Genomic DNA, 22654 nt, shown 5'->3' with positions numbered 1-22654 from the left:
TTACTGATGAGTCTTTCTTCCTGTTTTAAGGTCTGTAATTTTCTATTATCATTCTTATATATAAAAAGGTAACAAAAGTTACTCCAAATTTGCACATTTTTCATTGTCACGTTGTTTCCAAATTGTCTTATTATCAAATTGGTACATTATCACCTATCCCAATGACGGATCATAAGCATTACTGTCGGAATCCGTATCTCTGGCGGCATACTTCTTCTCGATTTGCCGGCATCTTTCTCTTTTTTCTTCTTCGGTACCGGGGAACCGTAGTAATTCAATCTGCTCGGCTGCCTCTTGGTTTTGTACTATAATTTCCCACGATTGCGGCATATTTTCTACTTTTTCTTCTACTTCACCCTCTTTTGCCATCGCCATTTTCAGTGTTTTTTCGTCTGCTGAATATTCTTTCATGGTTACCGTTTTTCTGGTCAGATATATTTCACCGTACTCATCTACTGCATATTTATAACGGGTGGTAGTTACGGTATAGCCATGCTCTAATCTTTGTTTAAGAATTTTTCGGGCTTTTTGAGCGAGCTTTTCGTCACGATCTGCACGGGCATCATCTATCATTTCCTTGAAATCGGAATACTTCCGTGCCCACTGATAAAATGTTTTACGGCTGATGTCGTGCATCGCACAGATTTCACCTAATGTATATTCATCCTGTTCAATTGCGTCTGCTATTTTCTTGCCTAGTTGTTCTGTATATTTTGCCATAATTGTAAAGTGTTTTTTCCTTATAGATAAAATGCTCCGATTGTCCTTGGGGGAGGGTATAAGCGATTGTTTCTCCGGGCGAAACATTTCTTGCCTGTTAATCATTTTCTATTTCGAGTGTTTGCTTATCAGAATAGTTTTATGTATTTGTGTTTTTTTATACTTTTGTACCTAAAGAAAAATTTCAAATAAATATACATAAATAGATTATGGGAAGAGCGTTCGAATACCGTAAAGCAACGAAAATGAAACGTTGGGGTAATATGGCCCGTGTGTTTACTAAATTAGGAAAACAAATAACAATTGCAGTAAAAGAAGGTGGCCCTGATCCGGATACGAATCCACGTTTGCGTGTTTTAGAGCAACAGGCTAAGAAAGAAAACATGCCCAAAGAAAACGTTGAACGTGCCATTAAAAAAGCAATATCAAAAGACGAATCTGATTATAAAGAAGTGGTATATGAAGGTTATGGACCTTTCGGTATAGCTATCGTTGTAGAAACGGCAACCGATAATCCGACCCGTACAGTAGCAAATGTTCGCAGTTATTTTAATAAACACAACGGTTCGTTAGGTACTTCAGGTAGTCTCGAATTTCTTTTTGATCATAAATGCGTTTTTAAGGTTGCAGCTAAAGAGGGTGTATCTCTGGACGACTTGGAATTAGAATTGATTGACTATGGTGTCGATGAAATAGATTTCGATGAAGAAGAAAATGAAGTAGTTCTTTATGGCGAATTCAAATCTTATTCTGATATACAAAAGTATCTCGAAGAAAACGGATTTGAAATTCATAGTGCCGAGTTTGAACGCATTCCGCACGAGCTGAAAGAGGTGACAGAAGAACAACGTGTTCTGCTAAATAAACTTCTTGATAAATTTGAGGATGATGAGGATGTACAGAATGTGTTCCATAATCTGGCTCCAGAAGAGTAACATCTATAATATATAAAAAGGACAGAGTCCTTAAAAGGTCTTATTTAATATTAAATAAGACCTTTTTTGATTTGTTTATGTTAAAATTACATCGAAAGTATTGATTTAATCTATATTTTTATAATCAAAATAGAATAATCAAAAAGTAAGTATTTATACCATAGGTATTAAAATAATAATAGCTTATCGTATTTATACTTGATATATTAACAAAAAAGGTCTGTGACCACAGAAAGTAAGATGGCAACTCTAAAAAAAGTAATTTTATTCTTGTTTGGTATTGTGCTTGTTGTCTTTGGTAATAAGGCGGCGATAAATACGATTTTCGGGGAAGAAGATAAACCCGATATGCAGGAAAAATCAGCAGATGATAATGATATTTCGAAAGCTGAACCGGTCATTATAGACGAAGACTCTGTTGCAGTACCGGTTGCAGACGAAAAGCTATTATCGGAAAAGGTCAAACCTGAGGCTGAGAAGCCAAAGGCTCAGAAAGAAGATCCGAAATCAAAAGCTCAGCCGAAAGAAAAGGTGGAAAAAGCGAAAGAGGTAAAGAAAGAAGAAGTTAAAGAAGCTCCTAAAACAACGATTGAATCTGATAACTCGGAATCAGCAACCGCAACGGAATAATGCTTGTATATAAAGCTCAGGTACGCAAACTTTTTCATGCTCACATCAAAATAAAGATACCCGTTTTTTGTGATGAAGGGTTGTTTGATGAGTTTTTTGCCGTCTTGGAAAAGGTAGATAAGGATTATAATTCTTACAGCGAAGGCTCTTTTTTCGACTCAATCAACAAGCATGCGGGAGAATTTGTAGATGTCGATTCGGAAACTATTCATATTCTGAATGAGATACTTTATTTATCCCGCTTATTCGATGGAGAGTATGATATTACCGTAATGCCTTTGATTCGGCTATGGGGATTTTATAAAGATGAAGAACGGGTTGTACCATCTAAAGAACAGATTGAAGCAGCAAAGCATTTGGTTGATTACCGTAAAATAGAAATTCGGGATTCGCAGGTTAAGATTGCAAAAGGTCAGGAGATCATTACCGGATCGTTTATGAAATCTTATGCGGTTGATAAACTTGTACAAAAAATAAAGAACGCAGGTATCACAGATGCTATTATCAATGCCGGAGGTAGTACGATCAGGGCTATCAACAATAAAGTGCATCCGGAATGGACTATTGATGTAAAGAATACGATGGGTGAAGAGGATTTGTTTAAACTGAAGTTATCGAATGCTGCTTATTCAACATCCGCTCAAAATAAAATCTTTCTAGAAATCAATGGACGGAAGTACGGGCATATATTAAGTCCTGTGTCAGGATTTCCTTCAGCGAATCAGCAGATCGGGATAATATCCGAAAGCTGTTTTGTCGGCGATATTATTTCTACCGGATTGTTTAATCAATCACCTCCGGGATTTAAAGAAAAGATGAATCTTTTACAAGAAAAATATGAAGTATCAGGTTTTCTTGTAGATCAGGATAATAATATAACTTACACGGAAGATTTCCGAAAAAATATAAAAGAGAAAATATTATGATGCATATTTTTTCGATGAAGAGGCAAACCAAAAAGAGAGCTATCGAAACAATAGATAATCCTCCGGTTCTCTTTCTTTCGTTATCACAACATATAGGAAAGCCTTCCGAACCAATTGTCAGCGTAGGAGACAGAGTGAAAAAATATCAACTTGTAGCTAAGGCTTCGGGAATTATGTCTGCCAATGTACATGCGCCCGTTTCGGGTGTAATTAAGTCAATCGAAAAGCATCCTTTGGCAGATGGAACTGTTGTTGATATGATTGTTTTAGAAAATGATTTTATAAACGATGAAATAGATATTCCGGTTGTTGATTACAATAACCGGACCGACGATCAGATTGTTGAAAAAATCAGAGAAGCAGGTATAGTAGGAGAGGGGGGAGCGCAATTCCCGACCCACGTCAAGTATGTGTTGCAAGGGCATAAGATAGATACTTTTATTATCAACGGCACTGAATGTGAACCTTACCTGACTTCGGATTACATCCTGATGAAGGAACGTGCATCCGAACTGTTCCAAGGAATATTAATTATAAATAAGGTACTGAAAGCATCCGATATTGTATTATCGATAGAAGAACAGAATAAAGACCTGTTATCGGTATTTACACCTTTGCTGAACAGTTCCGAATACAGACAGATAAGAGTAAAGATATTACCGAATGAATACCCTCAGGGAGGAGAGTTGCAACTCATAAAATCGGTTACAGGCAAGGAATTGCCTAGAGGCGTACTTCCTCGTGATAATGGTATTATTGTTAGTAATGCAGGTACAGTTTATTCAGTTTATAAAGCTGTTGTTGAACAAAAACCTTTGGTCGAAAGAATTATTACTATTTCGGGTGAAGAATCCAAACGAATAGGAAATCTGGAAGTATCTATCGAACTCCTATTTCTCATATCTTGCAGTCGCAGGGGTTGCCCGGCATTCCCGATGAGGATATTCTGGTTTTGGGAGGTCCTATGATGGGGAAGAATGTCGTGGATACATCTGCACCAATAACTAAAGGTTCGTCAGGAGTATTGTTATTTAAAAAGAAGAAAATCAAGAGAAATAACTGTATTTCGTGTGGTTATTGCGTTGATGTTTGTCCGATGCACCTCATGCCGATGAAGTTTGAAGAGAATTATCGGAAAGGTAGATATTCGCAACTCGAAAAATACAGTCTTAGTCAATGTATAGAATGTGCTGCATGCGAATATATTTGTCCGAGTGATGTGCCGTTGATTGAGAGCATAAAGTTGGGTAAACAGAAATTGATAAGTACTCAACATCCGGCGTAATAAGAAAACGATCAACAAAATCTCTATCATTTAAGAAAATGTCAATAAAAACAATAAATAGATCCGAACCTATATATACCCCGTTTGTAAGAGCCCGTGATAGTGTTTGGGAGGTAATGTCTGATGTACTGCTGGCGTTGGTTCCCTGTGCAGTTATATCTTATTTTGCCTATGGCGAAGCTCCTTTTCTGGTAATGTTTATTGCTGTAATCAGTGCTGTCGTTGCAGAACTACTCTTCGCTTCGTTCTTTTTGAAGAAAAAAGATACTTTAAAAGACGGTTCAGCTATCGTGACAGCTATTCTGCTTGCTTTTACATTGGCACCTTTTACTCCTTGGTATATTGTTGCTTTCGGGGCGGCTATGGCTGTTATTTTCGGAAAAATCCTTTGGGGCGGGTTAGGTCGTAATATTTTTAATCCGGCATTGGTGGGACGTGAATTTATGACTGTGTTTTTTCCTGCGGTTATGACTTCGGGGAGTATCTGGTATAATAAGGATTATGTAAATTTTAAAGACCTGAATATTTTCAGTGCATTTGGAGATACCGGCCTAATCACTTATCTGAATTCCTTATTCTTCAAATCTTCCGGAGCAATAGGTGAATATTCTGTTATTCTCCTGATTGTGGGAGGTGTATATTTATTGCTTCGCAGACGTATATCGTGGCATATACCTTTTGCGCTGTTAGTTACCTTTTTTGTGTTGCTGCAAGTATTTGCATCCGAAAATATACGCTTTTCAGTCGGAGGTCTTTTGTTAGGTACCATTTTTATGGCTACCGATATGCCTTCAAGTGCTTCTACGAAAGGTGGTAAGCTGTATTATGGCGCAATGATCGGTTTGGTTGCTGTACTGTGCTTGCTTAATGATATTAGGCACGAATACATGTCATACTCTATTTTATTGGTTAATGCCTTTGTTGTGCCTATCAATTGGGTATTCAAACCGACAGTATGGGGTAAAAAGACAAATGTATTATCTATATTGAAATCAGCGACATTGATCACCGCAGCTATACTCACTGCTACTTACGCTTTAGTTTATTTGCATCATATAGATTGCGTGAGGTATCTGATATTTGCTTATATTGTGTTTATTATATGCCGGTTTTGTTTTGTTACGATGAAAGAGATAAAGTAAGTCTTCTTGCTACTTACTTCGCAGAATGTTTATATCTCCACCCTTCTTATATTTTCTTCCATCCGAACCTTCGGCTGTGATGACATAAAAGTAAACTCCGGTAGAAACATAGCTGCCTTTGTATTTTCCGTCCCATCCTTTAGAAGGGTCTGTCCATTCGTATATCTTATTACCCCAGCGATTGAAAATCGAACATTTAAACTTGACCAGCGATTTGTAATAGACTCTGAACTCTTTAGTTGTTTCTCCATCTTTTCCGGGTGAAAAATAGTTGGGTATTTCAAGTTTTGATTCGTCTATATTAAAATTGATACTGGTAGTGTCAGGGCATGATGAAGACCGATTGGCAACCTCCAGTACAATCTTGTATTCGCCTGATTCTCGGAATGTGTAAGATATATTTTTATCGGTGTATCTGGCGACTAAATCATTCGGATTTTTCAGATTATATATAAACCATGTATAATATAATGTCACAGGTTCGTTTGCATATCCATAGAATTTAATTTCTACAGGAGCCGATCCTCCTAACTCTTCGGATAACTCATTATCTGTATTTACGGATGTTTGTTCTGTTTCTATATATCCTTTGACTGCAATGGCTGTGTATGTATCGCTTTCTAAAATTATTGACTGTCCAAAATATTTGGCGAATTGGTCACCCGATATTGTGAATTTAGTATCTATCAGAGGGGCATCTACCGGTAAATCCGATCCGATCGCTATTGATTCGATTTTGTTAGTTATCGGGGTAAATTCTTTCGTTGAAGCATCCAGTGTTTCGTATTCCAAATCGTACAGTCGGGTTATTTGCAGTATTTTTCCGGCAGGTGTATTGAAGTACAGGTTGTCCTTTTTATTTATCTGAAGTTTTATCGAACTGCATTTGTCTTCTCCCTCCGACACTTCTATACTGTTAAGCTGTGGTATATGTAGGCTGTAGTCAATTATGCCGACTATTTCAGTCGTGTTTCCATTGGTTTCCGCAATGTATCCTTTTCCGTCTTCGAGGTTTTTAATCGTGTAGATAGTTTGGCTATTGCTGTTACTCCATGTTATATCTGATGTAGGTATAGGTTGTTTATCTGAAAGGCTGCCCGTATATTTATAGAAAGCTACAACATTGGAGCTGTTGGTCGAATAAGTAAGTGTCGCTCCTGTCAGTTTATTAAAAACATATATATGTTTGATGTCCGTTCCCGATAAGTTGGAAGTATAATCAAATACAGTATTTCCGGATGGCACAGAAAACTGAGCTGACATATTTTCGGCTAATAAAGCAAGCAGGCAGACAATAACTATTCTAATCATATTTAAAGATATTGAATAAAAATAAATAACCCCTATTTCCTGAAACGAAATAGGGGTTAACTTATTATCTGGAGTATTATTTATGCTTTTTCTACATTTTCAGTAAGGACCCCCATTTTACGGAAAATCCGTCCGATCTTGTCCAATGCAATATCTACTTGTTCTTTTGTATGTGTAGCCATCAATGAAAATCTGATCAGTGTATCTTTAGGCGCAACAGCCGGGGATACAACCGGATTTACAAATATGCCTTCTTCGAAAAGTGTACGTGTGATGATAAATGTCTTTTCATTATCTCTGATATACAGAGGGATGATTGGACTTGAAGTATGCCCTATTTCACATCCTAAAGAACGGAAACCTTCCAATGCATAGTTTGTTATTTCCCAAAGGTGTGCAACACGTTCCGGCTCTGCAATAAGGATATCCAGCGCTTTGCTTGCAGCTGCAGTAGCACTAGGAGTGATACTTGCACTGAATATATATGGGCGTGAATTGTGACGTAGATAGTCAATAATTGCTTCTTCGGCAGCGATAAATCCACCGATGGATGCAAGGGATTTACTGAAAGTCCCCATAATCAGATCCATATTATCGGTCAATCCGAAATAATCATGAACCCCTTTACCATTGAAATTTTTGCCAAAAACACCAAGGCCGTGAGCCTCATCAATCATAATATTCGCATTGTATTTTTTAGACAGCCTTACTATTTCGGGTAAGTTGGTAACATCACCTTCCATGCTGAATACACCATCTACTACAATCAACTTCACCTTATCGGGTTCACATTTTTGAAGTTGTTTTTCCAACGACTCCATATCATTGTGACGGAATTTCAGTTTATTTGATAAAGATGCCCTGTTTCCTTCTATAATGGAAGCATGATCCAGTTCGTCCCAGATAATATAATCTTCGCGTCCGGTAACACACCCTACAACACCTTGATTAACATTGAATCCGGTAGAATATACCAAAGCATCTTCTTTACCTACAAATGCGGCAAGTTTTCTTTCCAGTTCGACATGTATGTCTAGAGTTCCATTTAGAAAACGAGAACCGGCCATTCCTGTCCCATATTTCTTGATAGCTTCGATCGAAGCCTCTTTTACTGCCGGATGGTTAGTTAATCCTAAATAGGCATTGGAGCCAAACATCAGGACTTTTTTTCCGTTTATAACAACTTCTGTATCCTGATCACTTTGGATTTCTCTGAAATAAGGATAGATACCTGCGGCGCGAGCATTGCGTGCTGCATCATACCGATATAGTTTCTCGCTTAAAAGACTCATACTTAATTTATAATAAATAAGATATATTAATTATAACTACTTTATCTGATGCAAGCACCCAAAAAAGCAGGCTGCAAAAATAACTAAAAAATAATTAAAGAAAGGTTTTTGTCCAATTTATTTTAGAGAGCCCGATCTTATTACCCTCAAATTATGTTTCTTTAAAGAATATAGTGAATATCAAATTCGTTAACTTTATTTCTTTTATTAAATTTGCAATTCTGAATAAATCTCATTTGTTGTATGTGGTTTTGTTACATGCGGGAATAAGATAATAAAAAAGCAGAGTATTATTGCTTAAAATATTGAATGGCAAAGAGAAAAGATAAAAACCGACATAGCTTCTGGAAACGGATGCATTTCAAATACCGCCTGTCTATTCTGAATGAGAATACATTGGAGGAAGTTTGGAAGCTTCGGGTTTCGATGTTTAATGGTATTATGTTATATCTGACATCTTTGTTCATATTGATGGTTGTGTCTTCTGTTATTATTATATCTACTCCATTGAGAAATTATTTACCGGGATATCTTGATTCCGAAATCAGGGAACAGGCTATTAAAACCGCAATGCAGGTAGATTCTCTCGAGCAGCAACAACATTATCAGGAGGCTTATTTACAGAATATAAAAGACATATTTGCAGGTAAAGTACAACCCGAATCGAAGAATAAAGTAGATACTGTACGCATTGCCGAAGATGATAAATCTCTGAAAAGTACAAGCCGGGAAAAAAAATACAGGCAGGACTATGAAGAGACTGAAAAATATAACCTGTCGTCTATTTCGACCAGCGATCAGGCTCCAACCGAGGGAGTTACTTTCTTTCGTCCGGTGAGAGGTGTTGTAACAAGTCATTTCAATGCGTCCTTGCGCCGGTACGGTTTGCAAATAGCCGCAGCCAGTGATAATATAGTTGCTACGCTCGAAGGGGTTGTTGTATTCGCAGGCTATGACCCCGATGCAGGATATATCCTTCAGTTGCAGCACAAGAATGGCTTTATATCCGTATATAAAGGGGTCTCAATGTTATTGAAAAAAACAGGGGATAAAGTCCGTACAGGAGAGGCTATTGCCATAGTAAGCCGTGAAAGCGGGGATGTGGAGAGCAATAAAAACAAAAAAGATAAAGGAAACAAAGAAAATATAACCGCAGCGACAGACCGTAAACATGTTTTGCAGTTTGAGTTGTGGTACAAAGGTAGTCCGGTTAATCCCGAACTATATATATCATTCTAAAAGTACAATGAAACGAAAACTCGCAATATTAGGATCAACAGGATCAATCGGAACTCAGGCTCTCGATGTTGTCCGTGAACATCCTGATAAGTTTGAAGTATATGCCATAACAGCAAATAACAGTCTGGATCTCTTGATCAGGCAGGCTCGGGAGTTTCAACCCGAAATTGTTGTTATTGCCAATGATGATAAATATATAGCCTTGAAAGAGGCTTTGTCTGATCTGCCTATAAAAGTATGGGGGGGGGCAGACTCTATTTCGCAAGTAGTGCAAGACGAATCTATCGATATCGTACTTACCGCTATGGTGGGTTATTCGGGGCTGGCTCCTACTATCAGTGCCATTAAAGCGAAAAAAACAATTGCCTTGGCCAATAAAGAGACATTGGTTGTAGCCGGAGAGCTCATCACTTCTTTGGCTATGGAATACCGTGTGCCTATATTGCCGGTCGATTCCGAGCATTCTGCCATATTCCAGTGTTTGAACGGTGAGAATAGTCCCATCGAGAAGATATTGCTGACGGCATCGGGAGGCCCTTTCCGTACATATTCGCCAGAACAATTACAGAAAGTTACAAAAGCTCAGGCTTTAAAACATCCCAATTGGGATATGGGAGCTAAAATCACAATCGATTCGGCTACTATGATGAACAAAGGCTTTGAGATGATAGAAGCGAAATGGCTGTTCGGGGTGACTCCTGCTCAGGTAGAAGTGGTAGTTCATCCTCAATCCATTATTCACTCGATGGTACAATTCGAAGATTCTTCTATTATCGCCCAGCTGGGTATGCCCGATATGAGATTGCCGATACAATATGCATTTGCCTATCCTAACCGCTTAAAATCGAATTTCGAAAGGCTGGATATCTTTAAACTGGCAACAATGACTTTCGAACCTGCCGATATGACGCGTTTTCGTAATCTTGCATTTGCATTCGAAGCGGCAAATGTTGGAGGGAATATGCCTTGTATTGTTAATGCGGCGAATGAAATCGTGGTAGATGCCTTCTTGAAAGATAAAGTGGGTTTTCTTGAAATGAGTGATATTATCGAGAAAACTATGCAAAAGACAACATTTATCAATAAACCTGCATACGAAGACTATGTTGCTTCTAATGACGAAGCCAGAGACATAGCATTATCTTTAATTTGATAAGCCGCTAAAACTATGAATGAACAAAAGAATTGTATTCAGGAACAAATGATACAGGTTTCGAAGTCTTCCAGACTTGTTTCTGCATTTGTAGATTATCTGCCGATGATGTGTATTTCTATTATAGCAAATGCCATTGCGATGAAGATGTTTCAGAATGAGTTTGATATGAACTCATATATGGGAAGTACAGCTCACATGTCGGAAGAAGAGTCCTTAATGTTGATGAGAAAAATGTTCAATGGTCTGTCTGTTATGATGCTGCCACTTTCCATTGCTTGTGGTATTGGTTATACTTATTTCCTTTGCAAAGACTTTTTCGGGGGGAGGAGTATTGGTAAACGGCTCCATAAGTATCAATTGGTGCGTTTGGATGGGGGGCAGGTTTCTTATCTTCGGATGGCTGTACGGAATTTGTTTCTGGTTATCTGGCCTGTAGAATTTATCCTGTATATGGCTAATTCGGGGCAGCGTCTTGGAGATATTCTCTGTAAAACGACAGTTGTTCCTGCTACTGAAGAAAACAAACAGCCGATAGATACTCAGAAACTTATAACTGCTATAGCATTGGTTGCTGTTTTTTGTACCGCGATATCGTATCTGTATTATCAGGGATTGATGATTTTCTTTAGTTGGTATTCCTTATTTATCGAAAATATGATCCTGAGGACGTGAGATATGAGCAGATATTAATAGAAAATAAATTTTTAATAACAACAAGTACTTAATGATGTATTCAGAAACCTAATATTCTGTCGTTGTTATGCTTGGTAAGTAAATAAAATAGGTCTAGGACCTTATATAAGAAAATAATAATAAATGGAGACATTTTTCATTAAGGCGTTACAGCTGATTTTAAGTTTATCAATATTAGTGATTGTTCATGAATTTGGGCATTACTTATTTGCTCGAGTTTTTAAAATAAGAGTAGAAAAGTTTTATTTGTTTTTTGATATAGGATTTTCGTTATTCAAATTTAAACCTAAAAAAAGCGATACCGAGTATGGTATCGGTTGGTTGCCATTGGGCGGATATGTTAAGATATCAGGTATGATAGACGAGTCGATGGATAAGGAGCAGATGCAACAGCCTGCCCAGGATTGGGAATTCCGTTCAAAACCAAGCTGGCAAAGGCTTTTGGTTATGATTGGCGGTGTGTTGTTTAATATTCTGCTGGCTATTTTTATTTATGCGATGATTCTGTTCACCTGGGGGAATTCTTATATTCCGATGAAAGATATTTCTACTGGGATGGAGTTTAGTGAAGTTGCTCAAGGCGCAGGTTTCCGCAATGGAGATAAACTGGTTAGTGCCGATGGTAAAGACCTCCGTTATCATATGGATAAAACTCTTGACATGAATACTCTGATGAGCTTTGTAAAAGCCGAACAGGTTGTTGTGGAACGCGCAGGACATCTTCAGACAATAAAATTACCTGCTGATTTTGCTGATAAGGTAATTGCTTCTAAAAAAATGGCTTACGAAGTTCTTTTACCAGCAGTGGTGGATAGTGTAACGCCTGAGTCCGAGGCTTTGAAAATGGGATTGGTATCTCGGGACAGTATTGTTGGGGTAGGAGACAAGCATGTAGAGTCTTTCTCTTCTTTACGCAAATTACTGACTGAAAGAAAAAATACGGATGTTACGATCAGCTTTTATCGTGACGATTCTTTACATACTGCTACAGCTCATGTCGATAGCACAGGGACTTTAGGTTTTTACTCAGGTCCTTTTAATAAATACTTTAAGTCACAACATGACAATATAGGCTTTTTTGAATCGTTTCCCGCCGGATTGAAACTCGCTAAAGAAACATTGAGCGGATATGTTGCTCAGCTGAGATTCGTATTTACCAAAGAAGGAGTTTCTAATTTGGGTGGTTTCGGAGCTATCGGAAGCTTTTTCCCTGCGACATGGGATTGGCAGGCGTTCTGGTTTATGACAGCGTTTTTGTCTGTTATTCTGGCGGTAATGAATATATTACCGATTCCTGCATTAGATGGAGGGCATGTAATGTTTCTTCTATATGAAATGATCACTCGTCGTAAGCCGAATGAAAAATTTATGGAATATGCTCAGATTGCAGGGATGGTATTCTTATTTGCACTATTGATTTATGCAAATGGAAACGACCTTTTCAAGGCAATCTTCAAATGATAGATGGTTGGCATATTAACGGATAAAATCGATATATACTATAATGAAAGTTACAGATTTAATTACTCAGAATAAAGGAAAGACGGCTTTCTCTTTCGAGATCCTTCCTCCATTGAAAGGAAACAGCATAGAGAAGGTATACAATATAATAGATAAGTTGATAGAGTTTGATCCTAAGTATATAAATATAACTACACATCACAGTGAGAATATTTATAAGAATATGGCCGATGGATCGGTGCGTAAGGTGAATGTGCGTAAACGTCCGGGAACAGTTGCTATAGCCGCTGCCATACAAAATAAGTATAAGGTGATTGCTATTCCTCACATGATCTGTAAAGGATTTTCGAAAGAAGAAACCGAATATGCATTGATCGATTTGAATTTTTTGGGAATACATAACCTCCTATTGTTGAGAGGTGATGCAAATAAATTAGATGCTGAGCAAATGGTCGGAAACTTCAATGCTCATGCAACTGATTTGCAAAAACAGGTCAATGAATTTAATCAGGGAATATCTGTCGATGAGTCGACTTTCGATAAATTCGATACACCTTTTTCTTATGGAATGGCTTGCTATCCCGAAAAACACGAGGAGGCTCCTAATTTCGAATCAGACCTTCATTATTTGAAAATGAAACAAGATTTGGGTGCAGAATATGTTGTAACGCAGATGTTTTTCGACAACAAAAAATACTTCTCATTTGTTGATAGATGTAGAGCCGAAGGTATAACCATTCCGATTATTCCCGGAATTAAGCCTATCTGTCTGAAAAATCAGCTGACAGTATTGCCACGTATATTCCGTTCGGATATACCCGAAGAACTTGCTTCTGAGCTTAGAGCTTGTAAAGACGATGCCGCAGCAAAAGAAATAGGAGTTGAATGGGGGATACAACAAGCGAAAGAATTGATTGAGGCAGGAGTACCCAGTATTCATTTTTATTCGCTGATGGCAACCGAAAGTGTACGCCGTATAGCAAAAGAAGTGTACTAGTCAGTTAATGATGATCTGTTAACGGTAAATAGTTGATAGCGATCATTTAACTGTGATTAAGTAATAAACAAAAAAAATAAGGATAGCATAACGTGTTTTTCAGAGATATAGTAGGGCAGCAAGAAATAAAAGAGCAACTGATAAATTCGGTGAAGAAAGGGATTGTGCCCCATGCGAGGCTTTTATGCGGACCGGAGGGAGTAGGGAAGTTTTCTTTGGCTATAGCATACGCCCAATATCTCAATTGTCTCGATCCTCAGGAAAATGAACCATGTGGTAAGTGTGCCTCATGCTTAAAATACAGGCATCTGGCTCACCCCGATTTACATTTTGTTTTTCCAGTAATAAAGAAAGACAAAAAAGAAATTTGCGACGATTATATAGCTGATTTCCGAACATTCGTAACCAGTCATACCTATTTCAATATAAGCCAATGGTTAGCTTATCTGGGAGCAGAAAATGCACAGGGGATGATCTATACAAGGGAGAGCGAAGAGATTATCAGAAAACTAAGCCTTAAAATATATGAGGCTAAGTACAGGGTAATGATTATTTGGTTGCCCGAAAGAATGAATGAAGCTTGTGCTAATAAACTGTTGAAGATAATAGAAGAACCTTATGACAATACGGTTTTTCTATTGGTTTCTAATAGCCCCGATCAGATAATTACCACTATTCAGTCGCGTTGCCAGCGTGTAAATATTCATAATGTAGCCAAAGAAGATATAACTAAGGCTTTACAATCTGAATATAATATTCAGCCCGAAGATGCGTTATCTGTTGCGCATATCGCTAATGGAAGCTATCTGAAAGCAATAGAAACGATCAGCTTGAACGAAGAACATAAGTTTTTTTTCAATCTGTTTGTTACAATGATGCGTTCGTCTTATGCCCGTAGTATTAAGGATATAAAATCGATAGCAAACGAAATTGCATCGGTTGGGAGAGAAAGACAAAAGAATTTTTTAGTATATTGCCAGCGGATGATCCGAGAGTATTTTGTAAGTAATCTCCATCAACCCGAAATGGTCTATCTGAAACAAGATGAAGCTAATTTCGGTGTTCGTTTCGCTCCTTTTATCAATGAGCGTAATATCATTGATTTTACAGACGAACTGGCTTTGGCCGAAAGGCATATTGAGCAAAACGTAAATGCGAAGATGGTATTCTTCGATTTGTGTCTTAAGATAACAATGTTATTGAAAAGATAACAATTCACATATTCGACAAGCTGACACCCGATTTATCGGAGTCCGGAGCTTGTTCAAAAAATATAAACCCACAAAGTCGAGAAAAGGGACTTTGTTTTATTTACATCTAAATATATATAATGGAGTTCAGTTTAAATCACAATAGAGAAAGCAAACGTATAAACGATTGCAAAGGAACCTGCAAAACCCCAATAGGATGTACATGTAAAGATGATAGAAAAGATCAATCGGAAGTAAAACCTGAAGTGACATTTAAAATGAGTACTTCGGCTGACGACAATATCTGTACATGTGGAAAGAATCCCGGAGGTGCGTGTGGTTGTAAGACAGGAGAAGGCTGTGGATGCGGCAGTAGTAAATCGACCGAAAGCAAAGGCTGCGGAGGCTGTTCCAAAAAGAGTAAGTGCAGCTGTACCAAAGGGACTCATAAGCTTGAGGTTTTCGATTGGCTTAGCGATTTGCCTGAAGCTGAGTCAAGTTCTCAGATGGTGGAGGTTCAGTTTAAGAATACCCGAAAGGGCTATTATCTGAACAGTAACAATCTCGAATTGTATAAAGGGGATGTCGTTGCCGTAGAGGCTACCCCCGGACACGATATCGGAGAAGTGACTCTTACCGGAAAGCTTGTACCTCTACAGATGCGTAAGAATAATTATCGGGCTCAACCCGGAGAGCACAAACGGATATACCGATTGGCTAAACCTGCGGATCTTGATAAATACAATGAAGCAAAAGCATTGGAACATAAGACCATGCTGCGGGCTCGAGAGATAGCCGAAGAGCTTGGATTACAGATGAAAATCAGTGATGTGGAATATCAGGGAGACGGTAATAAAGCGATATTCTATTATATTGCTGATGAACGTGTCGATTTCCGGCAATTGATTAAAGTGTATGCTGAAAAATTCCGTGTAAAGATAGAAATGAAACAAATCGGAGCACGTCAGGAAGCCGGACGGGTAGGAGGTATCGGACCTTGCGGCCGGGAGCTTTGCTGTTCGAGTTCGATGTCTAACTTTGTTTCGGTATCTACTTCAGCAGCGCGCTTTCAGGATATATCACTAAATCCCCAGAAATTGGCGGGACAATGCGGAAAGCTGAAATGCTGTCTTAATTATGAGGTGGATGCTTATGTAGAAGCTCAACGGAAATTGCCATCAAGAGATATTATTCTGGATACCAAAGACGGTGCTTATTTCCATTTTAAAACAGATATCTTGTCGGGAACGATGACTTATTCGACTGACAAAAATTTTGCGGCAAATCTTATATCGTTACCCAAAGACAGGGTGTATGAGGTTATAAGAATGAATAAGGGTGGTCATAAGCCGTTGAAGCTAACCGTTGATGAAGATGAGGTGCAGGAAAAAGCGACCACAAAAGATATTCTGGAACAAGAAAATATCAATCGATTTGATAATAAAGGCGGAGTACGCAATGGTGGAAAGAAAAAGGTTATAAGAGGTGACCGAGACAAGCGTCAACCTCAGAATGAGAATCAATCGCAAGGACAAAATCCGAATCCGAATCCAAACCGGAATAGGGATAGAGATCGGGATTCGAAGCCTGGTGTTTCCAACAATGCAAATAATAATCATCGAATGAACGGTAATCGTGAAGAAGCTAATGCCAATAATAATGGTGACCAGCAGCAACGCAATCGTCGTAATAACCGCAATCGCAATAGAAACAGGAATAACGATAACCATAATCAGGGAAAAGATAATACCCCTCAGAATGAAGCTTAAGCCAATATACACACTCAGTGTTATAATAATATCTTTAATATGTCTCTCGTGTAACAATCGGGAGGCATATTATCACTTTAAGCAGTTAAAGGGCAGCACCTGGAGCAGGTTGGACACTTTGACCTTCGAAATAGACTCAACTGCTATATTGACCGGTATTCCTTGTGATATTGATTTGGTTGTTGTAAATAATCCTAATTACGGATACCAGAATATTTGGTTTTATACGGCCGATGATTTCGGATCGAAAAAGCCCGTGTCGTATGAAATAGAATATACAATAGCGGATAAAGACGGTAACTGGTACGGAGCCGGTTTCGGATCTATATATCAATTGACAGTTGCGTATAAAAAGAAATTTATCTTTACGGATAAACGTAATTATACATTGAAAATAGTACAGGGAATGAGTGATGAGCCCTTGTCGGGCATCGAAAAGATCGGAGTTAAGATTGTTCCCTCTGAATAATAATCTAAAACAACATCTCAAATGAAACTACTGTTAGTCGAAGATGAAATTGATTTGCAGGAGTCTATTGTTACATATCTGCAATCGGAAGGTTTTGCCATCGAAACAGCTTCTGATTATATCGAAGGAGAAGACAAAGTCTCTCTCTATAATTATGACTGCCTGATAATAGATATCACCCTGCCCGGAGGAAGCGGACTGGATCTGATCCGTTTATTAAAACAAAAAGATACGGAAGCCGGTGTAATAATTATTTCGGCAAAAAATTCACTGGATGATAAGTTGGTCGGATTAGATATCGGTGCAGACGATTATCTGACTAAGCCTTTTCACCTTTCGGAACTTAATGCGCGTATAAAGTCGATTATCCGCAGGCGGAACTTTAAAGGAGGAAATACTCTTGATTATAATGAAATACAGATTACTTTCGACAGTCGTAAAGTAACTGTATCTGGCAAAGAAATCGTACTGACTAAGAAAGAATACGATCTGCTGCTTTATTTTATCACCAACCAGTCGAAAGTATTAGACAAAGAGGCTATAGCCGAGCATTTGTGGGGCGATAATATGAGCCTGATGGCAGATTCGTATGATTTTATCTACACTCATATAAAAAATCTGAGGAAGAAGCTGATCGATGCCGGTTCTATTGACTATATTCATACGGTATATGGTATCGGTTATCAGTTTGGAGAGAGATGAGACTGTTTCATGTTATACGTAAATATCTTTTACTGACCCTGTTTTCTATTATGATTCTGGGGGGAGTGTCTATATTCTTTATTTTCAAAATATTCATTCACCAATCTACCGACCAGATACTTTACGAATACAAAACCCGTATCGAAAATTATGTAGCGTTGAATGATACTATGATTGAGTTTACAACCTCGGTCATTCAGCCTCAAAGGGTCGAGCAGAGGATTATAAATCCTACCGACAATTATCCTTTGGGAATAAAAGATACCTTGCTATATAACGAAAATTCAGGGGCTTTTCTTCCTTATCGTCAATTGTATTTTACTATTGAATATAAAAACAGGCTGCATCTGGTGAATGTCAATCAGCAGACATTTGAGTTCGGCGATCTTTTATATGTTTTGATAGGCTCTATCCTGGCTTTGTTTCTCCTGTTTTTTGTCTTTACTTATCTGGTCGATTTCTACCTGAAGAAAAAAGTCTGGTCTCCGTTTAATGATACTTTAGAAAAGCTTGATGACTATGATCTGGAAATAGGCCGTAATCTGAGCCTCACTAATTCGGGTATAAAAGAGTTTGATAAGCTTAATGAGGTGGTCAATAAAATGGTAGGGAAAATCAACTCGGATTATGAAAATACGAAGAATTTTTCTGAAGATATTTCACATGAAATGCAGACTCCTCTGGCTATCATTAAATCGAGAATAGATATTATCCGTCAGCAGCATACGCTAGATAAAGACTCCATTGTATCTCTTTCGGTGATATCGAATGCCGTATCGAGATTGTCGAATTTGAATAAGTCTTTGCTGCTACTCACAAAAATCAGAAATGATCAGTTTCAGGATATCGTAAAAGTAAATGTGAAACAGGTAATAACAGACTTTCTCGAAAATATCGAAGAGCTGATTGATGCTAAAGCCATAACTGTCGATATTGCGTGTGACGATTTATTTATTGACATGGATCTAACTCTGTCTGATATTCTGATCTCCAATTTGCTGGTAAACGCTATCCGGCATAATACAAACGAAGGTTTTGTAAAAATCCAGTTGTCAGACGATAAGCTGATTATCGAAAACAGTTGTCTTCCTCAAGAAAACAAAGAAAATCTTTTTGACCGTATGGTGAGCAATAAATCTAAAGATTCAATAGGTTTAGGACTGAATCTGGTGAAGTCTATTTGTGATAAAAACGGATTTGGTGTATCTTATTCATTTCCCATGGATAGGGTATTCCGTATTGAGATTATATTCTACAAACATTAATCTTTTCCCAGAAAATCGCCGTTGTGACTGAACATCAATTCTGCCGAATTCGATAAATCAACTCTGTATCCGTATTTCTTTCGTTTGATTTGGACAATCGGACGTCTCGGATAGTTTCGGGATATATATACAGCTATTTTATTCGGGATTAGGTCTATTACCGATTTAGGTAGCGGACTGTATTCGCCTTCTATCTCTGTCCAATTACCGTTACCATCAAATTCTATTTCATGCCCGCTTCGTAGTTCTACTTCATATTCCTGATCATCCCGTTCGTACTTAATCTTTTTAATTTGTATATCAGGGAAATGGGTATCGAGAAAAAGTATTGCCTTTTGGGGCAATACGCTGCGATCCTTTTCTTTTTGTTTGGCTTCCATAGCTGAAGCTAAACTTAACAGGGCAACCAGTATGTAAATATATAATTTCAAGAGTAGTAAGTTGCGGAAAATATTTAGTTTATAACAGAATTTGGCTATTTCTTTGTACCCAAAATCATAAATAGGTCTGAGACATTAGTTTTGAACAAAAATAATAAAACTTATTTCTTTAACCTAAAACCAAAAGTATCCCGATACTTAATTAGATGGTCGGGATCTCTTGATTTCAATGATTATTTGTCTTAAAAATCAACATCCCGGACTTCACCGGCATTGTTGAATTCTATTTCGACATCCGAGGCTCCATTGATAAGCTCTATTTTATAACCATATCTTTTTTTCTCCATATCTGTTATATGCCACTCTTTGAAATTCGTTTGAATGTAGCTGACAGCCTTTCGTGGCAGGAGGTTTAATACAGTCGAAGGAAGCTGAGTGTGTTCGCCTTCCAGATCGTCCCAGACTCCGTTTTTATCGAGTTTGATTTTGGTTCCGTCATTAAGCAGTATTTTGTATTCGTTCCAACGTTCTTCTATCGTAAGAACGTTGCTTCCTTTGAAATAAGATGTAATAAATACCTGCCCTTCTTTAGGAAGTTCGGATACCGAAACATATTTATTTCTTAATAAAACAAATGCTGATGATGTGATAACAATAGCTAAAAGTGCCAGAATTATACCTACTCTCTTCATAATACCTAAATTTTTACATTATTGATATTACAAACTTAATATCAAAATCTAAAGAGATTCTGTAGTTCCGATATTTTCAATTAAAAAAATAGAAAGTGTTCAATACTGTATTTTGATTTTGCTATTTACCAAAATAGAAAAACGATCTGAGATCTTAAATTTTTGAAGATATGATTTTGACTAGTCCTTCTACCCAGAAATCTTCTGCATTAAGTCCCGGAACGAAATAAAATTCTTTGCCTCCATTACTTTCGAAAGCCTCCCTTGCCACGATATCTATATCATAGAGCGACTCGAGGTTATCGGCAGGAAATCCGGCAGTGAGTGCGATCACTTTTTTAGTACCCGATTCGGCAAGCTGTTTCATCGTTTCTTCGAGATCAGGCTTGAGCCATTTGCGTCCGATTGCAGAAGAATATACTATACGGTTTTTTTTCGGATCGATGCCTAGTTCTTTTGTTACTAATCTCACGGTTTCTTTCACCTGAAACACATAATCAAAGTCTTTTCCTTTCTTCCATCCTATTTCGACATGAGCTATAGGCAAGCTGTGAAAACTGAATACGAGCTTATCATAACCTTTTTCGGTAAACGGACGTATACTATCAGCTAATGCTGATATATATTCGGGTTTGTTGAAATAAGGCTCGATGAATTTTATTCTGAATGACTGCGGTTTGCTCATAAAACAGCGTCCGACTTCATCAACAGCCGTCTGATAAGATGATTGGGCATATTGTGGAAACATAGGTACTACAATTACTTCATGCAGTGTAGCACATTTTTGTTTCAGACGGGTAAATGCATCGAGTATCGAAGGTGATCCATAACGCATTGCTACTTCCGTTGGTAGCCCAGTGCTTGATTCTATTTTTTCAGCTAATTGTAGAGAGTTGTATATCAAAGGTGACTCATTGTGTTCATTATCCCAGATGAGTTCGTAGTGCGAAGCTGAATTTGAAGCACGCAACGGAGCGATAATCCGCTTAGCTAATGTATCCCTGAACCAATTAGGGACAGTTGATAACACCAACGGATCGGATAGCATAGCTCCGATAAAAAACTTTACATCTTCACGATTTTTTGTTTTTGGACTTCCTGTATTTAAAATTAAGATACCTCGCATTTTGATATATAAATTAAAGTCTCAGACTATTGTTAGACATACTTTGGGTCTGGGAGTAGACTCCCATGCCTAAGAAATAATGACTTTTAAGATGTAAGTAAATAAAAAAGGTCTGTGACCTTATTCGACTCAATGACTTTATCGACTTAAATGTACAACAAATATTTGACTCAATAGTTGAGTCGAATCTGTATTTCAACGCAAATACATGAAAATTGAGAGAACAGAGTCTCTAAACGGCAAAGAGGGAAAAATCTTATTTTCCCCTCTTTGTTTATGGTATCAATACTGTTTATGCAAATGTTTCCAATAATTGAACAAACCCTTTAGGGGTAATAGTTATTTTGGCAGCATTAGCAGCCGGAATAAGTACCGTTGTTCCTTGTTTTACATCCACTTTGGTATTGCTTCCGTCTTCGATCTGGCAAGCTCCGTCCATACATATATATATGATGAAAGAATCTTTATTGCTTTGATCAAAAATAACGGCTTTATCCAATTCTAACAGATTGGTTGTAAAGTATTGGCAAGACTCCAGTTGTACAGGTGTATTTTCTTTATGAATGTAACTCAACTGATAGCTGTCGTACAATTTGTAATCGATAGCATCTTTTGCCAATTCAGTATGCAATTCCCGTCCGTTACCATTAGCATCCTTGCGATTGTAATCGTAGATACGATAGGTAATATTAGATGTTTGTTGTATCTCAGCGATGAAAGTACCTGATCCGATAGCATGTACACGGCCTGCCGGAAGGAAGAACGAATCACCTTTCTTTACATCGTGTTTAGCCAGATAGTCTACAAATGTATTGTCTTCGATACTTTTTACATATCCGTCGGGTGTTAGCTGTTTTTCGAATCCCGAGTATAAGAAAGCTCCGGGAGCAGCATTTATCACATACCACATTTCGGTTTTTCCGAACGAATTATGTCTTTGTTTTGCCAAAACATCATCGGGATGTACCTGGATTGACAGATTATCTCTGGCATCTATAAACTTAATGAGTAGAGGAAAGGTAGTTCCGAACTTTTCGAAATTGTGCTTTCCTACCAGATGTTCTTTATACTCGGCTATCAGATCCTGAAGGTTTTTACCTTTTTCGGAACCACTGTCTACAACGGAAATATTCCCTTCAACGCCCGACACTTCCCAACTTTCGCCGATACCGTCCTGTTGAGGTTCTATTCCTTTAAATTTACATATATCCGAACCTCCCCAAATAATTGATTTAAGAATAGGATCGAATTTTAATGGATATAAACTCATATTT

The 22654-nt window shown here is 37.8% G+C and carries 23 protein-coding genes; 16 read left to right on the top strand and 7 right to left on the bottom strand.

The features are described 5' to 3' along the window. Positions 1 to 153: 153 nt before the first annotated feature. Entirely contained in the window at positions 154 to 720 is a 567-nt protein-coding gene (locus tag K322_RS0107395) for a terminase small subunit-like protein (protein WP_026626315.1), read from the bottom strand. A 209-nt stretch (positions 721 to 929) separates the two neighbouring features. On the opposite strand from K322_RS0107395, the gene K322_RS0107390 reads away from it, so the two are divergent. The 6 genes from K322_RS0107390 to K322_RS0107370 all read left to right on the top strand — a co-directional run bounded on the left by K322_RS0107390 (position 930) and on the right by K322_RS0107370 (position 5638). Continuing rightward, positions 930 to 1655, top strand: a complete 726-nt coding sequence (locus K322_RS0107390) for a YebC/PmpR family DNA-binding transcriptional regulator (protein ID WP_026626314.1) — start codon at positions 930 to 932, stop codon at positions 1653 to 1655. A 240-nt stretch (positions 1656 to 1895) separates the two neighbouring features. Next, a complete protein-coding gene (locus K322_RS0107385; protein WP_026626313.1) occupies positions 1896 to 2285 on the top strand; it encodes a hypothetical protein in 390 nt (129 codons plus the stop codon). Then, positions 2285 to 3211, top strand: coding sequence for an FAD:protein FMN transferase (locus K322_RS0107380; RefSeq protein ID WP_185095084.1), 927 nt, complete (start codon positions 2285 to 2287; stop codon positions 3209 to 3211). Before K322_RS0107385 ends, K322_RS0107380 begins: the two co-directional genes overlap by 1 nt. After that, complete coding sequence (locus tag K322_RS18870; RefSeq protein ID WP_260203401.1) at positions 3208 to 4179, top strand: RnfABCDGE type electron transport complex subunit C; 972 nt, start codon at positions 3208 to 3210, stop codon at positions 4177 to 4179. Before K322_RS0107380 ends, K322_RS18870 begins: the two co-directional genes overlap by 4 nt. After that, entirely contained in the window at positions 4176 to 4496 is a 321-nt protein-coding gene (locus K322_RS21150; protein ID WP_260203392.1) for a 4Fe-4S dicluster domain-containing protein, read from the top strand. The genes K322_RS18870 and K322_RS21150 overlap by 4 nt, the downstream gene beginning before the upstream one ends. 38 nt (positions 4497 to 4534) lie before the next feature. Further along, complete coding sequence (locus K322_RS0107370; RefSeq protein ID WP_035331611.1) at positions 4535 to 5638, top strand: RnfABCDGE type electron transport complex subunit D; 1104 nt, start codon at positions 4535 to 4537, stop codon at positions 5636 to 5638. A 9-nt stretch (positions 5639 to 5647) separates the two neighbouring features. On the opposite strand, the gene K322_RS0107365 is transcribed toward K322_RS0107370, so the two are convergent. Together K322_RS0107365 and spt are read right to left on the bottom strand one after the other, a co-directional pair. After that, complete coding sequence (locus tag K322_RS0107365; protein ID WP_026626310.1) at positions 5648 to 6949, bottom strand: T9SS C-terminal target domain-containing protein; 1302 nt, start codon at positions 6947 to 6949, stop codon at positions 5648 to 5650. An 80-nt stretch (positions 6950 to 7029) separates the two neighbouring features. Then, a complete protein-coding gene (gene spt, locus K322_RS0107360) occupies positions 7030 to 8241 on the bottom strand; it encodes a serine palmitoyltransferase (protein ID WP_026626309.1) in 1212 nt (403 codons plus the stop codon). A gap of 309 nt (positions 8242 to 8550) precedes the next feature. Here spt and K322_RS0107355 point away from each other — a divergent pair, with 309 nt between their 5' ends. From K322_RS0107355 to K322_RS0107310, 10 genes are all read left to right on the top strand, one after another. Continuing rightward, the gene (locus tag K322_RS0107355) at positions 8551 to 9480 is read left to right on the top strand and encodes a murein hydrolase activator EnvC family protein (RefSeq protein ID WP_026626308.1); all 930 of its coding nucleotides are present in this window, start codon (positions 8551 to 8553) and stop codon (positions 9478 to 9480) included. A gap of 7 nt (positions 9481 to 9487) precedes the next feature. Continuing rightward, entirely contained in the window at positions 9488 to 10633 is a 1146-nt protein-coding gene (locus K322_RS0107350) for a 1-deoxy-D-xylulose-5-phosphate reductoisomerase (RefSeq protein WP_026626307.1), read from the top strand. 15 nt (positions 10634 to 10648) lie between these two features. Then, positions 10649 to 11308: an RDD family protein gene (locus K322_RS0107345; RefSeq protein ID WP_026626306.1), complete on the top strand. Its 660-nt coding sequence runs from the start codon at positions 10649 to 10651 to the stop codon at positions 11306 to 11308. 144 nt (positions 11309 to 11452) lie between these two features. After that, positions 11453 to 12790 carry an RIP metalloprotease RseP gene (gene rseP / locus K322_RS0107340; protein WP_026626305.1) on the top strand — a complete coding sequence of 446 codons (1338 nt, stop codon included), beginning with the start codon at positions 11453 to 11455 and terminating at the stop codon, positions 12788 to 12790. Positions 12791 to 12833: 43 nt separating this feature from the next. Next, positions 12834 to 13787, top strand: coding sequence for a methylenetetrahydrofolate reductase (locus K322_RS0107335; protein ID WP_026626304.1), 954 nt, complete (start codon positions 12834 to 12836; stop codon positions 13785 to 13787). Positions 13788 to 13879: 92 nt separating this feature from the next. Beyond that, positions 13880 to 14998, top strand: coding sequence for a DNA polymerase III subunit delta' (gene holB, locus K322_RS0107330; RefSeq protein WP_026626303.1), 1119 nt, complete (start codon positions 13880 to 13882; stop codon positions 14996 to 14998). A 119-nt stretch (positions 14999 to 15117) separates the two neighbouring features. Continuing rightward, positions 15118 to 16746, top strand: a complete 1629-nt coding sequence (gene ricT, locus K322_RS0107325; protein ID WP_051290695.1) for a PSP1 domain-containing protein — start codon at positions 15118 to 15120, stop codon at positions 16744 to 16746. Next, on the top strand, positions 16637 to 17215 hold the full coding sequence (locus K322_RS0107320) for a gliding motility lipoprotein GldH (RefSeq protein ID WP_087880854.1): 579 nt from the start codon (positions 16637 to 16639) through the stop codon (positions 17213 to 17215). Before ricT ends, K322_RS0107320 begins: the two co-directional genes overlap by 110 nt. A gap of 21 nt (positions 17216 to 17236) precedes the next feature. Next, the gene (locus tag K322_RS0107315) at positions 17237 to 17917 is read left to right on the top strand and encodes a response regulator transcription factor (RefSeq protein ID WP_026626300.1); all 681 of its coding nucleotides are present in this window, start codon (positions 17237 to 17239) and stop codon (positions 17915 to 17917) included. Continuing rightward, a complete protein-coding gene (locus K322_RS0107310) occupies positions 17914 to 19182 on the top strand; it encodes a sensor histidine kinase (RefSeq protein ID WP_035331609.1) in 1269 nt (422 codons plus the stop codon). The genes K322_RS0107315 and K322_RS0107310 overlap by 4 nt, the downstream gene beginning before the upstream one ends. Here the strand turns inward: K322_RS0107310 and K322_RS18865 are convergent. The 4 genes from K322_RS18865 to K322_RS0107290 all read right to left on the bottom strand — a co-directional run bounded on the left by K322_RS18865 (position 19179) and on the right by K322_RS0107290 (position 22650). After that, a complete protein-coding gene (locus K322_RS18865; RefSeq protein WP_051290694.1) occupies positions 19179 to 19613 on the bottom strand; it encodes a PepSY-like domain-containing protein in 435 nt (144 codons plus the stop codon). The two genes, K322_RS0107310 and K322_RS18865, sit on opposite strands and share 4 nt — an antisense overlap. Before the next feature lie 191 nt (positions 19614 to 19804). Then, complete coding sequence (locus tag K322_RS0107300) at positions 19805 to 20254, bottom strand: PepSY-like domain-containing protein (protein ID WP_026626298.1); 450 nt, start codon at positions 20252 to 20254, stop codon at positions 19805 to 19807. A gap of 154 nt (positions 20255 to 20408) precedes the next feature. Next, positions 20409 to 21380 (bottom strand): ferrochelatase, encoded by a 972-nt coding sequence (hemH, locus tag K322_RS0107295; RefSeq protein WP_026626297.1) that lies wholly within the window; start codon positions 21378 to 21380, stop codon positions 20409 to 20411. A 292-nt stretch (positions 21381 to 21672) separates the two neighbouring features. Further along, positions 21673 to 22650, bottom strand: a complete 978-nt coding sequence (locus K322_RS0107290; RefSeq protein WP_026626296.1) for a type I phosphomannose isomerase catalytic subunit — start codon at positions 22648 to 22650, stop codon at positions 21673 to 21675. Positions 22651 to 22654: the final 4 nt, after the last annotated feature.

Source organism: Indolivaga capnocytophagoides DSM 22835 (assembly GCF_000426485.1).
GTDB classification, from domain to species: Bacteria; Bacteroidota; Bacteroidia; order Bacteroidales; family Dysgonomonadaceae; genus Dysgonomonas_A; species Dysgonomonas_A capnocytophagoides.
The sequence above is the reverse complement of the archived record's forward strand: the minus strand, read 5'-3'. Positions and strand labels throughout refer to the sequence as shown.

What these genes read in the sequence shown, in the direction of transcription:
- K322_RS0107395 (WP_026626315.1), bottom strand. Translation starts at nt 720, where the DNA reads ATGGCAAAATATACAGAACAACTAGGCAAGAAAATAGCAGACGCAATT.
- K322_RS0107390 (WP_026626314.1), top strand. Translation starts at nt 930, where the DNA reads ATGGGAAGAGCGTTCGAATACCGTAAAGCAACGAAAATGAAACGTTGG.
- K322_RS0107385 (WP_026626313.1), top strand. Translation starts at nt 1,896, where the DNA reads ATGGCAACTCTAAAAAAAGTAATTTTATTCTTGTTTGGTATTGTGCTT.
- K322_RS0107380 (WP_185095084.1), top strand. Translation starts at nt 2,285, where the DNA reads ATGCTTGTATATAAAGCTCAGGTACGCAAACTTTTTCATGCTCACATC.
- K322_RS18870 (WP_260203401.1), top strand. Translation starts at nt 3,208, where the DNA reads ATGATGCATATTTTTTCGATGAAGAGGCAAACCAAAAAGAGAGCTATC.
- K322_RS21150 (WP_260203392.1), top strand. Translation starts at nt 4,176, where the DNA reads ATGATGGGGAAGAATGTCGTGGATACATCTGCACCAATAACTAAAGGT.
- K322_RS0107370 (WP_035331611.1), top strand. Translation starts at nt 4,535, where the DNA reads ATGTCAATAAAAACAATAAATAGATCCGAACCTATATATACCCCGTTT.
- K322_RS0107365 (WP_026626310.1), bottom strand. Translation starts at nt 6,949, where the DNA reads ATGATTAGAATAGTTATTGTCTGCCTGCTTGCTTTATTAGCCGAAAAT.
- spt (WP_026626309.1), bottom strand. Translation starts at nt 8,241, where the DNA reads ATGAGTCTTTTAAGCGAGAAACTATATCGGTATGATGCAGCACGCAAT.
- K322_RS0107355 (WP_026626308.1), top strand. Translation starts at nt 8,551, where the DNA reads ATGGCAAAGAGAAAAGATAAAAACCGACATAGCTTCTGGAAACGGATG.
- K322_RS0107350 (WP_026626307.1), top strand. Translation starts at nt 9,488, where the DNA reads ATGAAACGAAAACTCGCAATATTAGGATCAACAGGATCAATCGGAACT.
- K322_RS0107345 (WP_026626306.1), top strand. Translation starts at nt 10,649, where the DNA reads ATGAATGAACAAAAGAATTGTATTCAGGAACAAATGATACAGGTTTCG.
- rseP (WP_026626305.1), top strand. Translation starts at nt 11,453, where the DNA reads ATGGAGACATTTTTCATTAAGGCGTTACAGCTGATTTTAAGTTTATCA.
- K322_RS0107335 (WP_026626304.1), top strand. Translation starts at nt 12,834, where the DNA reads ATGAAAGTTACAGATTTAATTACTCAGAATAAAGGAAAGACGGCTTTC.
- ricT (WP_051290695.1), top strand. Translation starts at nt 15,118, where the DNA reads ATGGAGTTCAGTTTAAATCACAATAGAGAAAGCAAACGTATAAACGAT.
- K322_RS0107320 (WP_087880854.1), top strand. Translation starts at nt 16,637, where the DNA reads ATGGTGACCAGCAGCAACGCAATCGTCGTAATAACCGCAATCGCAATA.
- K322_RS0107315 (WP_026626300.1), top strand. Translation starts at nt 17,237, where the DNA reads ATGAAACTACTGTTAGTCGAAGATGAAATTGATTTGCAGGAGTCTATT.
- K322_RS0107310 (WP_035331609.1), top strand. Translation starts at nt 17,914, where the DNA reads ATGAGACTGTTTCATGTTATACGTAAATATCTTTTACTGACCCTGTTT.
- K322_RS0107300 (WP_026626298.1), bottom strand. Translation starts at nt 20,254, where the DNA reads ATGAAGAGAGTAGGTATAATTCTGGCACTTTTAGCTATTGTTATCACA.
- hemH (WP_026626297.1), bottom strand. Translation starts at nt 21,380, where the DNA reads ATGCGAGGTATCTTAATTTTAAATACAGGAAGTCCAAAAACAAAAAAT.
- K322_RS0107290 (WP_026626296.1), bottom strand. Translation starts at nt 22,650, where the DNA reads ATGAGTTTATATCCATTAAAATTCGATCCTATTCTTAAATCAATTATT.